This window comes from Candidatus Harpocratesius sp. (assembly GCF_054039255.1).
In genome coordinates this window covers 19,859-35,296 of sequence record NZ_JBPLBG010000020.1, presented here as the reverse complement: position 1 = coordinate 35,296, position 15,438 = coordinate 19,859, and the positions used below count along the sequence as shown (strand labels likewise).

The 15,438-nt window shown below is 32.2% G+C and carries 9 protein-coding genes, 1 tRNA gene and 1 pseudogene; 6 read left to right on the top strand and 5 right to left on the bottom strand.

All coding sequences use genetic code 11. From position 1 onward, the window contains the following. Positions 1 to 313: 313 nt before the first annotated feature. Complete coding sequence (locus tag ACXLDF_RS04455) at positions 314 to 556, top strand: hypothetical protein (protein ID WP_457557292.1); 243 nt, start codon at positions 314 to 316, stop codon at positions 554 to 556. Between the two features lie 360 nt (positions 557 to 916). Continuing rightward, a tRNA-Ala gene (locus ACXLDF_RS04450) sits at positions 917 to 989 on the top strand. A 131-nt stretch (positions 990 to 1,120) separates the two neighbouring features. Here the strand turns inward: ACXLDF_RS04450 and ACXLDF_RS04445 are convergent. Next, positions 1,121 to 2,215, bottom strand: coding sequence for a PP-loop family protein (locus ACXLDF_RS04445; protein WP_457557291.1), 1,095 nt, complete (start codon positions 2,213 to 2,215; stop codon positions 1,121 to 1,123). A gap of 322 nt (positions 2,216 to 2,537) precedes the next feature. Between ACXLDF_RS04445 and glmS the strand changes: the two genes are divergently transcribed. Next, on the top strand, positions 2,538 to 4,388 hold the full coding sequence (gene glmS / locus ACXLDF_RS04440; protein WP_457557290.1) for a glutamine--fructose-6-phosphate transaminase (isomerizing): 1,851 nt from the start codon (positions 2,538 to 2,540) through the stop codon (positions 4,386 to 4,388). 34 nt (positions 4,389 to 4,422) lie between these two features. After that, positions 4,423 to 6,945 (top strand): annotated as a pseudogene (gene leuS, locus ACXLDF_RS04435) (leucine--tRNA ligase); the annotation flags it as partial. 331 nt (positions 6,946 to 7,276) lie between these two features. On the opposite strand, the gene ACXLDF_RS04430 reads toward leuS, so the two are convergent. The 4 genes from ACXLDF_RS04430 to ACXLDF_RS04415 form a co-directional block, all read right to left on the bottom strand. After that, entirely contained in the window at positions 7,277 to 7,870 is a 594-nt protein-coding gene (locus tag ACXLDF_RS04430) for a hypothetical protein (RefSeq protein ID WP_457557289.1), read from the bottom strand. 88 nt (positions 7,871 to 7,958) lie between these two features. Continuing rightward, complete coding sequence (locus ACXLDF_RS04425) at positions 7,959 to 8,537, bottom strand: hypothetical protein (protein WP_457557288.1); 579 nt, start codon at positions 8,535 to 8,537, stop codon at positions 7,959 to 7,961. Then, positions 8,534 to 9,799, bottom strand: a complete 1,266-nt coding sequence (locus tag ACXLDF_RS04420) for a hypothetical protein (RefSeq protein WP_457557287.1) — start codon at positions 9,797 to 9,799, stop codon at positions 8,534 to 8,536. Before ACXLDF_RS04420 ends, ACXLDF_RS04425 begins: the two co-directional genes overlap by 4 nt. A 15-nt stretch (positions 9,800 to 9,814) precedes the next feature. Continuing rightward, on the bottom strand, positions 9,815 to 13,282 hold the full coding sequence (locus tag ACXLDF_RS04415) for a hypothetical protein (RefSeq protein WP_457557286.1): 3,468 nt from the start codon (positions 13,280 to 13,282) through the stop codon (positions 9,815 to 9,817). 252 nt (positions 13,283 to 13,534) lie between these two features. Here ACXLDF_RS04415 and coaBC point away from each other — a divergent pair, with 252 nt between their 5' ends. Next, the gene (gene coaBC, locus ACXLDF_RS04410; protein WP_457557285.1) at positions 13,535 to 14,833 is read left to right on the top strand and encodes a bifunctional phosphopantothenoylcysteine decarboxylase/phosphopantothenate--cysteine ligase CoaBC; all 1,299 of its coding nucleotides are present in this window, start codon (positions 13,535 to 13,537) and stop codon (positions 14,831 to 14,833) included. A gap of 123 nt (positions 14,834 to 14,956) precedes the next feature. After that, entirely contained in the window at positions 14,957 to 15,427 is a 471-nt protein-coding gene (locus ACXLDF_RS04405) for a hypothetical protein (protein WP_457557284.1), read from the top strand. Positions 15,428 to 15,438 lie beyond the last annotated feature (11 nt).

Genomic DNA, 15,438 nt, shown 5'->3' with positions numbered 1-15,438 from the left:
TAAAAAATTGAATATATCATATCAAATGGTTGGAACTGTTCTTCCAACTCTAATTACCTGCAAAATGGAGAGGTGACTTCTTAAATCTAACCACAAAAAAGTAAATCATGGGAATTAGGAAATTCTCAAACCCTCAAATACAATTCGAAAAATTATTTTCTATTTCACAATACCAGTTGGAATATTAGTTATTCTAGGATCTATATATGCTGTACTAATAAAGGGTTCTATTCCTCATACACCCACGCTTTCTTTCTCAATTTTATTTATGATTGCATCATTTCTGATTGGAATGTATCTATATTTCTTTTTAATGATTGTAGCTTTTCAAACCCAGAAAAAATTAAATGATCCTGTTGGAAAGAAAGGTTTTACATACTTAATCATATTTTCAGCTACAGCTGCAGTATTTCTTCCGTTGAATATTGTAGTTACTCTCACAAGTTTAAAAAATTCTATATTTTATGGTATAGTATGGGCTTTAGCAATTGTCAGCACAATTTATGCTTATCTTGGATTTATTTTTCCATTTAAATCAGATAGTAAAGAAAATTAACAAAATTTGATGAAAAATAGAATACTATTAACGACAACAAGACAACAATTAATTTCTTTTTTTGTTTTTTTATGAGATCTTATTATTTATTTCCAATTATATAAATTAATTAATAATATCAGAAATAATAAAGAATAGCATTGCTGTAAAAAATTGTCACGACATGTCCAAGCCTAATTTAAGATGATAAAATCAATCAAAAAAATCAGAAAAAATATTGTAAAAATATTCCAATCTCTTCTATTTTCCTTTAGAAAATTCATCGCTTTTCATTTTACACAATCAATTTTAGAAATTTCGCCACTTTGTAAAGAATTATAAGAAAAATAATTTAAAGTTGGCTTCATTTGTAAATATAAAGGGCCCATGGCTTAGTTGGTAAAGCGCCTGACTCGCACTCAGGAGATCGAGGATTCAAATTCCTCTGGGTCCATATCTTTTTCATTAAAAACTTTTATTTTTTTCACCATTATATGAAGATGATCATTTTTATTATTATTATCGTGCATTTTTATATATGCTTAAAGATATTCCTTTCAGAAATATAATTTCTAATAGAAATTATTAATGTATTTCTTGAATATTTTGTTTGTTATTATTTCTGTGATGGATTAGGTCAATATGTAATTTTTCATCGACTTTTCGAAATTGTTTGTGCAGATATCTTTGAGTCTTGCAGAACGAACAGATTTTTCCGAATGTTGGTCTTCCACATTGACTACACAAGTGTTCTGACTGTTCTGGCTTTATTTGTGATTGATATGCTTTATTTATAACAGGTTGAAGTTTTTTATAAAATCCACGTGTATATGCAATCATATTACCTTTCCTATATTCTTCAATTTCTAATAGAACTCCCTTTAATTTATTTACTGGTGATTGTCGGGCATAAGGGCATTCTGTGGGGAGATATGGGATATTCTTATAATAAGCATACATAGTAATTTCTAATTCGCTTATGAAAAAGAGAGGTTTGACTCTGGGAATCAAAAATTTGGACTTGCTATTCGATTTTGGTCCTGGTCTGCTCAAAAACATTAAATTTTGATTTAAAAAATTATTCAAAAGACTGGTCGCTTCGTCGGTTAGATTATGACCTGTTGCTACTGCTGTAAAACTGTGTTCATATGCAAATTTATTAATGTTATAACGTTTATATGATCCACAATAAGAACATTCTCCCCTAAATGCTTGTAAATCATATTGCCAATGTGATTTCTTATATAATTCTCTCAGATTATGAAGATCATCAATGTTAATGCCGTAATCTTTCTTAATATTTAATGTATGAAATGGAATATCAAAATTTTTGCACCAATCTTTTGCAATTTTACCCGAGTCAACTGAATAATTGTCTGATTTAATCCCTAATTCGATGTATAAGGCTTCGATGTCTAAATTTTCTGGATAGAGTGTTTTAATAATTGATATTAATACTTGTGAGTCTTTCCCTCCACTTGCAGCAATCAATAACTTTTCTCCTCGATTTGGGTGAAACATATGCTTTTTTTCTACTAATTTTTTTACTCTCTTTTCGACATTTTCTAAAAAATGCTGTTTACAGAGCGCCAAATTTGAATGAGGGATTCGAAACACTGCAGATTGGTGACACTTTTCAAAAAATTTACACTTGCGGCCCATGTTCCTTATGGGTTCCAAGAATTCTTTCCATTTATCCCTTTTGCTTATTAAATAGAAATAGGTGAAAGTGCAGATTAGTGCGAATTAGTTTTCACTATAACAAGATTTAATAATAATATAGCAAAATTTTATTAATTGTACACTCTCTTTTATCTTACAACTTAGAAGCAAGTAACACAATTCCAAAAGAAATGTTCATATTCACTTTCTTTAATACCTAATGACGATCCAATCTTCAGTCGATCTTGGGGAAGTGCAGAAGGGTAGAAGAATCTTTTGTGAAGAACACAAACTTTTGATGAATTGCATGCTACTATGCTTAATTAGGTGTTAATTTAAAATGTGTGGTATTTTTGGACTGATTACAAAAGAGAAGGATCTCCCAGTTGCTCGATTGATTAGGGAAGGTCTTGAACGCTTAGAATATAGGGGTTATGATTCTGCAGGCATTGCTATGGTCAATAATGGTCGTATAGAAGTGCGTAAAAAAGCAGGTCGAATTGCAGATATCAATAAAGATGGATGGCTTGATTCTACTCCAGGAACATTTGGAGTTGCTCACACAAGATGGGCTACTCATGGAAAACCTGTATATAATAATGCACACCCCCATGTGGATTGTACAGGCAAAATTGCTTTGGTACATAATGGAATCATTGAAAATTATCAAGATTTACGCAAAGAATTAGCGATGCGTGGGCACACCTTTCAATCTGATACTGATACTGAAGTATTTCCTCACTTAATTGAAGAATTTATGGGAAAAGGATTTGACTTAAAAGATTCAGTAATGGAAGCTGTAAAACGTTGCAAAGGTGCTTATGGGATTGTTGTGATTCATGCTGATAATCCAAATTATATGGTTGTGGCACGAAAAGAATCTCCTTTGGTTATAGGAATTATTCCCGGAAAAACAACTTTCTGTGCTTCAGATATTCCTGCATTTTTACCTTTAACTCGAGAAGCAATTGTTTTGGATGATAATGAAATTGCTGTTTTACGGCCTGGTGAAGTGGAAATCTATCAGGTTAAATCGGGCGAAAGAATTCAAAATAATCATTTCCAAGTTAATTACAGCATAGATGCAGCTCAAAAAGTGTTAGATGGAAAACCCTACAAGTGGTTTATGCATAAAGAATTGCATGAAGTTCCCAGAAAAATTCGTGATCAAATGAGTATGACTCAAGATCGCTTAGATTCGTTTGCCCAAGCCATTTTAGATGCAGACCATGTGTTTATAACTGCAGCGGGTACCGCCTTTTATGCTGCTTTAGCTGGAAAATTTCAAATGACCCGTTTTGGAGGACCTTATATTCAAGCAATTTTGTGTTCTGAATTTATAGATGCTGTTCCGGAAATGAAACCAAATTCTTTAGTAATTGCAGTATCTCAATCAGGCGAAACTGCGGATACCATCGAGGCGGTTCGTTATGCGCGTGAAAAATTTGGTGCGAAAATTTGCTCTATTGTGAATGTGGTAGGGTCATCGCTAACACGCTATTCTGATGAAGTCATTATTACTACTGCTGGACCTGAAATTGCTGTTGCTTCCCAAAAAGCTTATTGCACACAAATCACAGCGATGAGTTTGGTTGCCTTGCGTATTGCAGAATTAAGTCACAAATACAGTTTGGCTCAAATTGAAGCGTTTCGCAAAGCTTTACTTGATACTGCTGATGTAATTGATCATTTAATTATTGAAGAAGGAAAAATCCGAGAAATTGGGCTTAAAATTGCACATGCAGATAATATTTATTTTCTTGCGCGTGGATTGGGGCAAGCAGCATCCTTGGAAGGTGCGCTTAAATTAAAAGAAATTGCTTATATTCATACTGAAGCGTATGCTGCAGGTGAATCAAAACACGGTCCAATTGCACTGATTGAAGATGGCTTTCCGATTGTTTTCGTAGCAATCCCTGATCAAACTTATGATCGGTTAATCGGAAATATTATGGAAATGAAAAGTAGGGGAGGGATGATAATATCAGTAGTTGCTGATTATGATTCAAAAGTTACTGAAATTTCGGATTATACCATTAGAATTCCCATAGCAAATTCGCCAGAAGCTATAGCTATGGCGGCTGTTCCTTTTGCATTTGCTTTACAAACTATGGCTTATTTCATCGCTGATTCTAAAGGTCTTGATCCAGATAAACCTCGTAATTTGGCGAAAAGTGTTACCGTAAAATAAAAAATTTTTTGTATTTTCTCATTTTATCTCGATTATGCAACTAGTATACGAACCACAAAAAATTGAACTCAAGTGGCAAAAACAGTGGGCAGACTCCAAAATCTTTGAAGTAGAGAAGGATTCTTCTAAACCAAAATTTTATGTGCTAGAAATGTATCCCTATCCTTCTGGAAAACTTCATTTAGGACATCTCAGAAATTATACTATTGGAGATACATTCGCTCGATATAAACGAATGAAAGGTTTTAATGTTCTTTATCCAATGGGTTATGATTCATTTGGTCTTCCCGCTGAAATTGCAGCTATCAAGAAAGGAACACCTCCAGAGGTCACAACACGTGCTAATATCGCCAGTATTAAAGCTGACCAAAAACGAATCGGATTTAGTTATGATTGGCGTCGTGAAGTTTCATCTATTGAAGAGAAATATTATAAATGGAATCAATGGATGTTTCTCAAGATGTACGAACGTGGTTTAGCATATCGCAAAGAATCTTTAGTTAATTGGTGTCCAGGTTGCAATTCCGTTTTAGCTAATGAGCAGGTAATTAATGGAAAATGTTGGCGCTGTAAAACTGATGTTGAACCTAAGTTTCTGTCTCAATGGTTTTTCAAGATTAGGGAATATGCTGATGAGCTCCTATCTGGATTAGATGGCTTGAACTGGCCTGAAAAGGTTAAAACCATGCAGCGTAATTGGATTGGACGCAGTGAAGGAACCACCGTTGATTTTCAAGTGGAGGGAACTGATCAAACTTTAAGTATATTTACCACTCGAGTTGATACAATTTTCGGAGTTACTTTTATGACGATGGCAGCAGAGCATCCGTGGTGTAAAGATTGGGTGCTAGGGACGGAATATGAAGAAAAATACAATGAATTTTACCAAGAAGTTATGAAACAAGATCGATATGAGCGAATGTCCGAAGAAACTGAGAAAAAGGGGATGTTTTTAGGGAAATATGCAATAAATCCGTTAAATGGTGATAAAATTCCAATTTATGCTGGGAATTTTGTAATCTATGATTATGGTGCTGGTGCGGTAATGGCTGTGCCTGCTCATGATCAACGAGACTTTGAATTTGCGAAAAAATATAACATTCCAATAAAAGTCGTAATACAACCATTTGATGGATTTAAGTTGAATGGAGAAAAAATGTCCCGTGCTTTTGTTGAAGATGGAATCTTAGATAATTCAGAAGAATTCTCCGGGATGGAAAACCGCTCTGCGATTAAGGCAATTGCAGCAAAACTACAAGAGATTAAGAAAGGAGGCCCTACAGTCAATTATAAAATTCGTGATTGGTTAATTTCTCGCCAGCGATATTGGGGAACTCCTATACCAATAATTTACTGTGAGAAATGTGGAATTATTCCTGTACCATACAATGAGCTGCCTGTAAAATTACCTAATGATGCTGTTTTTGGAAAATCTGGTAATCCTTTAGAACATAGTCCCACTTTTATGAATGTATCATGTCCCAAATGTGGAGGTAAAGCACGAAGAGAAACTGATACGATGGATACTTTTGTTGATTCTTCATGGTATTTCTTCCGATATACAAGCCCTTTTTCAGAAGAAGTGCCTTATGAAAAGGATGATGTGGAATATTGGGCACCAGTGGATCAATATATTGGTGGAATAGAGCATGCAATCCTTCATTTGTTATATGCGCGCTTTTTTACAAAAGTAAGTCGTGATTTGGGATTACATTCGATTGATGAGCCATTCAAAGCCCTCCTTACTCAAGGAATGATAAATAAGGCTCATCCATATTGTGAGTATTGTGACAAATTTCTTCCTGCTGCATTTGATAAAGATGGAAAATGGGAAGGTGATTACGATCCAGAGACTCAAACATGTAAAACATGCGGTAAAAAATATATCTTGAAATCTGCAAAAATGTCTAAAAGTTTGGGAAATACTGTATCTCCCAAAGGAATTATTGAAGAATTTGGGGCAGATACTGCTCGCTTCTTTATGATGCATGGTGCTAATCCAGAAAAAGAATTGGAATGGTCCGATGCAAATTGCAGTTCAGATCATAAAATTCTAACAAGAATATGGCAATTACTTACCCAAAAAGTCGATAGATTTCGTAAAATTTCTGATGTCAATGATGAATTTATAAGATTTCGTTTAAATCGGATGGTAAAAAATGTGACTGAAAATTATGAACAAATGCTAATCCGAGATGCTTTAAATGAAATCATCACCTTTGCTGAAATTTTGCGAAGCTATGCAGCTATGCACCCATTGAAATCTTTATATGAAGAGGCAAAAGAAAAATTAATTCTAATGCTTGCACCAATTGTTCCTCATATGTGCGAAGAACTTTGGCAAATTCACGGGCATTCAGAAATGATTGCTTTAGCTTCATGGCCAAAATATGATAGCAAATTAATTTCCCCTGAAATAGAAAAACACTGGCTTTGTTATGATAATGTTGTGGAAGATATTAAGAATATCCAAAAAATATTGAAGAACACCGCTAAAGAAGTCAAAATTATTATTGCAGCGGATTGGAAGAATGAATTTGTGCAGAAAATGTTGAAAGAAGTACTAGATGGTAAAAACTTTGGTGAACTAATGAAAATCGCGATGAGTAATACTGATTGGAAACCCTATGGAAAAATGGTAAAGGGATTTATTCAAAAACTATCCCGAAATCCTGGTAAATATTCTGTTCCTTTTAAATCTCAGACAGATGAGTATAATTTCTTAAAAAAAAATTCTATATTGCTTGAACGAGAACTAGGGATGAAGATTCAAGTATTTCAAGAAGAAAAAGCAGAAGATAAGAAGAAATCGCAAGCTTTACCTGGAAAACCTGCGATTATCCTTCAGTAAATCGTTAATTAATTTTTTTTGCGCTTTTTTCTCTTTCTCATCCAGTAATTTCCACCACTTCGCTTCCGCGTGTGTGGAATTTAGCATCCAAATAGATTAGTAATCCATGACCTCCATGCTGGAATACTATAGAAACAGGAAAACTACTTGCATTTTCAATTAAAGTTTTTCTCACACAGACATAATAATTTTCTTGGCATACTGGACATTTACTTTGAATCCATTTTATACGATTTTTCTGGGCATTTTCAATATTAGAATTCATTGTGGTTTTAAAACCTTCGAAAATACTTGTCATTCCTGAAAAGAAATTTTGATAAATCGCCCCATAAGAATTGAAAAATTGTTCTATGCATTCTTCCAATATTGCTTCCATCATTTGATATTGAATTTCCACTTCTGCCATTATAAAGAAGATAATTCCTCGATCTTTAATGAAAACCATTCGTCTATTTGGTTTTTCTATATGTAAAAAGAACTTTTCTTTAGCCATTTTTCTTGCAGCTTCAATATCCATGGGAAATACGTTGGTTGTTGGGCTGGTCCATCTAACAAAATTAGTATTTGTATCTAATCCAATATCTATGCACAATATTGAATTTTGAAGGTGTTCATAACTAGCTAGTGGCAATTGTTATCCCTTTTTGTTTTTTAATAAATTGATCTATAATAATAGTTATTAAAGTATAAAAAAAAATGTAGCTATTCTTAATTAAGAATCAAGAGTCAAGATTTTCTTCGATTTCAATTTCGCGTTTTAGCTTCAAGTAGATTTTCTGTTCTTTTAAGTAATCTTCATCTGAAATTTTTCCATCTGCATAATCTCTATCAATTGCATCCATCTTTTTTCTTAAAGCGGTTAATTTTTTTCTTTTTGCAGCTGTTTGTTTTCGCCGTTGGGCTTTATGATAATTCATAATTGCATCTTTAACTAGCTTTGCAACTTTTTTATTAGGATCATTAACTGCTTTTTCTAAATGTGGAAGTGCAATTTTTAATTGATCTGGATTAGACTTACTTAATTCGAGTAAATTTTCTGCTACTTTTAATCGTTCTTCTAATAAAGGGCTTGAAAGAGATTCTATTAATTTTGGAATTGCAACATTTTCTAAAATATCATCTAAATATGCTTCTACTTCAGAAACTAATTTTTTAGGAAATTCTTTTTTATACATTGGGATACGTTTATCTTTCATAACACCTATAAAAAGTAAGGGCATTTCTGCATCCCAATCCTTCATTTTTTCCTTTTCTACTAATTGTAGAATTCTTCCATCATCTGTTCTAAAGATTTTCATATCCAATCTCCAGAATAAAGTTTATTTGGTAAATAGGTATCAGTTAAGTATTCAATTCCATGAGAAGATAGCGCTTGGATTTCTGCTTTCATTTTTGTTTTCTTCATTAGTTCTAAATCTTCTTTCCACTTTTTATTTGATTGCACATACGGTTCAGCTATTATATCATCTAATCTTTTCATGTCTACTTTGTTCATAGGAATACGACAGCTATAATCTACCCCATATTCATCTAAATCTCTAGAGAGTACACCTAAAAGGTGCATATCAGGAGTTGCTAAGAAAGGTGATTCATAGGACAGTCGTTTTGAACCCCGAATATAAACTGAATATATATAATGTCCATACGGATCTGCATCAACAACACAGTAAGTAGGAAGACGAAGATCTCTATTAATTTTCTTTAAAAACATACGAGTTGCTACATTTCCTACACCTTCTGCGGTTAATGCAATACATGGATATTTCCGCCACCATTTTTCTTCAATAATTCGCATCATTGCAGCATCTTTTTCTAGAACTAAAATAAATTCTGCATCTGATTCAATCACTTCTACTTGATCTATCATTGGAGTAATGGACCAAGATCCTGAACCTTGGGCATCTAAATCGATAATTTCATTACCATCTTTAAGTCGTAATCGTCCCACTGCAGAACCTCGAGCTTTTGCTACTATTCCAGTAGAATTTCGCGTTGTTTTTAATAATGTTGATGCATCTTCAATACTTGCATCACTAAACTTTTGTTCTTGAAAAAGATTGACATCTCCATAGTAAACTTCACGTTTTGTCATATGTTTCTTTTTTCGTAGCAATTCATGAATTATTTCGAGAACTTTCATCAAACGAGCTGTTTCCTGAGCCGATGTTAAAGTTAGTAATGATTTATTGGTTGTTTTATGCCCTAATAATAAAAGATCTTGCTTTTCATCATAAATAATATTAGATGCAGTGCGGCTGGGAATTTTAAATGTAGGATATCCAGTTATTTTAATCTGATTTACTAGATCCCATGCAACTTCGTTTATCCTATTTAGAGCTTCATTCATGGATAATTCATCAATTTTTACTGATTTTGGCGGTATTTCGTATGTAGTTGCTCCACCTTCTTTTAATCTTTCTTCCAAAAGTTTTCGAACAGGAAGTAAATCCTTCATTTCTAAATTTTCTTTTAATTCACGGATGGGTGTTACTACTTTAGATTTTGTTTTTGCTTTTGTCTTTCGTGTTGTTTTTTTCCGTTTTGAATTTTTTTTTGCCATTTCTTCAATATTCTCCTAATTTGGGCTAAGTTTCCAGAAAGTTCGGCCACCTTGAATTGATAATAATAGTTTTTTTTCTCGCGTAAGTTGTTTTAGTTTTAATTGAAGATACCGCGCATCTTTTACATCTTTTATTTCTAAAAGTTTAATTAGATCTTTGATATTCAGCCATTTATGATCCTTCATTGTTTGTAAGATTAAGTCAGTTGTTATAACCCTAATTTTAGATTTTGGTTTTATTAGTTTTTTAGGTAAAGATGTTTTGTTAACTTTAATTGATTGAGGGAGTATTGTTTGTTTTTTTTCTGTAAAATTTGACTTTACAGTTATCTTCTGCGATTTTTTTGCTGATTTCCTTTTCGTTTTTGTTTTTATATCAGATTCTGATTGAGAGATCTGATCTTTCAATTTTATTACTTTTTTACTTGATTTTTTTTTAATAGATTTAGATTTCCATTGTTCAATGATTTCATCTACTTTTTGAACCGATTTTGGGGCAACCATTGATGAAGTTTTATGAATCATAGTCTTTTTACCAGAAATCTTATGAGATTCTGTTGATTTTAGGTGAGTTTCTTTTGTTTGAGTTATATTATTATCTTTGTTTTCTGTATTTGCGCTATTTGATTGTGAATTTATCATTTCTTGCTGTTTTCGCTGTTTTATCAATTTTGCTTTGATTTCTTCTGCAGATGGTCCATCTGAATCATCTTCTTTTTCTTCTTCTAATTGTTCAGGGACATCCAGTTTTCCTTCTAATCGTCTTTGAATTTGTGCTTCTAGTTCTTCGCGGGTCGGTGCATCTTCAGAGTTTATATTTTGCACAATATTTACTAAAGATGTCACAAAAATTGGGATATATTTCTCAATCACTTTTGAACGTTTTCTACGATTTTCTCTTTTTTGTTTTCGATTTTGGTAATTTCTGATTTTTCTTCCAATAGTTTCTAAACAATACTTAATTTCTTTTAAAAGAACTTCGTCTTCAGCTAATGCATTTTTTGATTGAGATTTGAACATTAAATGAACATAAGGTCCTGAAACATTTACTAAAATGCGAATTGAACCCTTTGGAATTCCGTTATCAAATGTATCAAGCTTATAATTTTTCCAATTAACCATTTGACACCCTTTCCAAATAGCACAATCTGAATTATCCCTCATCTTTGGGGTTCTATTCACATATCGCATTAAAACTTGCTGAGCTGTTTTTGTTTGAGGTATTTTTGGACTAATTGCGATTCCAGCTTCGACCACAAATGCCAGACCTTTACCGCTGGTTGGAGGTCGAGTATGTCCATAAATAAAATCTTCTTCAATATTATGTAAAGCATCAAATTTTTGAAATAAATTGCGATATTCTTCAATTTCTGCATTGATATCTTCAAGTAGTAAATCTTTATACGAAATTTCGTTCGAAAAGTAAAGAGGTTGAAGAAATTTATATAATATTCTGTAAGTAAAATTTTGGGCTTCATTTTTACTTAAAGAATTAATTGATGGTTCTAAATCATGGAATAAATCGGTTCGAAATGCAGGATTTAAGTTAAACTCTTTAATTAAAGTCGTTTCTAATACACTCGCTCCAATAGGAACAGCAGGATCTGAAGGAGGACTCATATATTTTTGGGCTTTAAATGATTTAAATAGGGCTTCTGTTTGTTTTTGAGTTAAAGAATTGGGTCGGGCATTTGAGATTAGTAGCTCTTTAACACCTTCTTCCATCTTATCTGTAATACTAACATCAGTCACTTCATTAGATTCTATGAAAATGAAGTTTTTAACAACATTTGATAGTGTTTTTTTCATTTTTCCTAATTGTTTCAAATCAGAAGTAATCTCTTTTTCTAAAGCGGTTATTTTTTTCTTTTGTGCTGAAATTTCCTTTTTAATAGAAAGTGTGCTAATTTTCTTTGTAATTTTCTTTATTTGGCGATTTTTTTGTTTAATACTTTCTTTTATTTTATTATAAGGATTAATGATTTCCCAATATTGAGCAAGATTATCTTTATTCTCGATATAATAAATTATCCATTTCTCTCTTGGTTTTTTCGCTCTTCCAAAAATTCGTTTTTCCTTTCGAGCAAAATAAATCTTCTCTAATTCGTTGTGTGCCCATGTAATAATTCCATGGTTTAGATTTAATAGATTTAATTCCCGTTCCAATTCAATTTCTGCTTTAAATAAAATATCTTTTGCTAATCCTGAACTTAATCTAACAAAATTATCTTGCAAAAAAGCACTGAGTGTAAGTTTATTTGAAGTTCTCAATAAATCCTGAAAATCTCCAATGTTTACTGAAGAAGGATGTGGTAAAGCATAAGTTGGTTCGCGTGGAAATCTTGATACTCTTCTTGGATAAATTTCTTCATTTCCATATGGATCTAAGAAAACAATTGTAATATGAGGATTTGTCAAAGCAGTCATTTGAATATAAGAATCAATGAACCCCTTTCGATACTTGACATTAATATAATGTAATCTAATATAAGTTCCGTGTTCAAATGGACATTCGATTTCGGTGGGTGGCACTACATATTCTTTATTATTTTTTGAAGTTGTGTAAAATTGTGAGCAAATTCCATATATGTGATTGATATCTTTACTTACTACAGTTATCGGTTTTCCTGTTGTATTTTGTGCATCACTGAAAGCACTGGGTGATCCAAATCCTTGAGATCCACGAGTTTGTCTCAATTTTTGTGATTTACTTGAAGCAAGATATTTTCCAAATTTTTCTAAATCAATCGGTGCCATTCCTGTACCATTATCAAAAATTTCGAAATCATATTCAAATACTTCTTTCTTTGTTTTTGATGAATCAGCAAAAACTTCTTGCGCTTCTTTTTCAGTAAGCTGAATAATGACAAACGGTTCGCGTTCTACAAGAACTTGTATAGGAAAAATAAAGTTCTTAATTCCTTCCATAATATTTTGGACTTCTTGAGCCCTTTCTTCATCTTTTTTCTGCAGAATCCTTAATTTTCTTGCTTCTTCATCATCTTCGGGTATTTCTTCTTCTTTCTTTTTTATTTCATCATCTATTATTATTTCTTCGTCTTGTTCATGATCTTCTTGGATTAATGCTATGGAACCATCCTCCAATAAAGAGTATCCTTCATCATCAACCATTTCTGAATTTAATTTTTCTTCTAATTTCTGTAGATCTTCTTCACTTACTCCACCACTTAAAAAAGACAAATTTTGAAGCAACAAATCATCTTTAAGTTTAAAAGTATATTCTGGATGGAGTTTTGACTCTTTCCAATAAAAGGATTCTACTGCATCTAGACTGTTATCTAAAAATTCAATGCAATATTGAGTATGTTTATTAAGTCCAAAATCAAACCCTACTAACTGAGTTCTCTTCCTAAAGAACTCAGCCACAGATCCTTGGCGAATTGTTTCTATAGGTGCTTCTTTAGTTAATGTTTTTTTATGAGAAGTGCCAGATTTTTTTAAGGTTGAAGATTTTCGTGCCATTCTGATTCAAAATTCCTTTATTGAGAATAATTTTTCCATTTCATCATCCTATCTATATTCGACAAAATAGAAAGAATTTCTCACTAATTTTTCAAATCCGATCTATCTAACGATCTTAATAAGGATTTGCATTTAAGCCTAATAAATAAAATTTCTGATTTTTTCATTCTTTTTAGGAATAATTATGCACCTTAGTATTATATGATGGTATATTCTAAACTTTTAATTACTTGCTTATATGTTTTCTTTATTATGAATAATAACTGGCAATCTCAAACTCATCCTACAAAAGATATTCAAGGAATTACGAGTTCAAAACTAAATGGAAAGAGATTCTGCATTTGCTTAACTGGAAGTGTAGCAGTCATCAATGCACCAACAATGGCTCGAGAATTGATGCGTCATGGTGCGGAAGTATTCACAGTAATGACTAAAGAAGCCACTGATTTACTTCAGGCGGAATTAATGGAATGGGCAACTGGTAATCCAGTTATATTGGACATAACAGGGCAAATAGAACATATTTCAATGGCAGGAGAGAGAGAAAATAGTAAAGGTTTTGCTGATATGATCATTGTTTATCCCGCAACAGCAAATACAATTGGGAAAATGGCTAATGGGATTTCTGATACTGCAGTAACCGCTATCGCTACTGTGGCTTTGGGAAGTAAAACACCCATGATTGTTGTTCCTGCAATGCATGATTCTATGTATAAAAATCCAATTGTTAAGGAAAATATTGAAAAATTGCGATCCTTAGGAGTACAGATTGTAGATCCTCGAATGGAGGAAAATAAAGCAAAAATTGCTACAGCTGAAGATGTATTGTTGTCTGTATTTGACTTTATTGGTTTAAAAACAATTGAACAAGATTTTCAGAATAGAAAAATATTGGTAACGGCTGGAACAACTAGAGAATGGATTGATCAAGTCCGATTTTTATCTAATCCTGCATCTGGTAGGATGGGAATTGCTATTGCTAAAGCATTAGTTGATAGAGGTGCCAATGTTGTCTTACTTTTAGGGCCTTCTTCACTTAAACCGTCTCCACATCCAAAACTTATTGTAAAACATCCTATATCAACGCAAGATTTTGTTAATTTTGCTTCTGAAGTGTTGAAGAGTGGAGATTATGATATTTTAATTTCTGCAGCTGCATTAGCAGATTTCACTCCTAAACAAACTTATGATGGAAAAATCACTTCTGATTTAGAAGAACTGCAGATCAATTTAGTATCAACTCCTAAACTTATTCAGATAGCACGGAATATTGCTTCTAAGTTGTTTATTGTCGGATTTAAAGCAGAGTCTCAACTGGAACAAGAAAAAATAATTGAAAACGCTTATAAACGATTAAAAAGTTCAAATATAAATCTTATTGTTGCTAATTCAGTTCATCCTGATGCTTTAGATCGGGGATTTAATGCAATAAGTAATGAAGTTTTCATAATAAATCCCAAAAAAGAAATAAAACATTTTAAATTAGCATCAAAAATTGAAATTGCTCATCATATTTTGGATTGTATAAATAGCGAGATAAGTAATTTTTAAAATCATAATTAAAAAATCATTTGTAAAACTCGAGATTTTTTTTGAATTTTCATTTTTATTAATTTTTCCACAAAAGTTATAAAAGTAAACGACAAAAGTATATATTGAAGGGGTGGGTTTTTTTTGTCTTTTTTAGAAATAACATACAATGATTTTTACCTAAATCGAAATAAAGAAATCCGTATTATCAGTTGTGAGCAGATTTGTGGAAAACAGATTAGGATTAATTTTGGAGAAGATTCAGTCAAGAGCAAAATGGAAGATATTCACAGTAAAGATCCTCACAGATATAAAATAAATAAAGGGAAAAACGTATTTAGAGTTCAGAGTTCAAATTTTACTGATATTACAACAACTTCAAATGGTACATCACCTTGGTTTTTAGTTCGTGCACATAAATCTAATCGTAAGCAGATTAATTTTCTATTTTTAAATCAAGTTCTTTGGGGATTGGAAATTTCCAGTGGATTGCGAATGAAAAAAAGTTGTGAAACTTATGGACCTGATAAAATCGCAGAGTATCTTTTAAATAAGGTGAATTCTATTTTTAGAGAACCTGAAAAATGGCACCAAATTGAATTTTATTGTCGTTAATTGAATTTTTA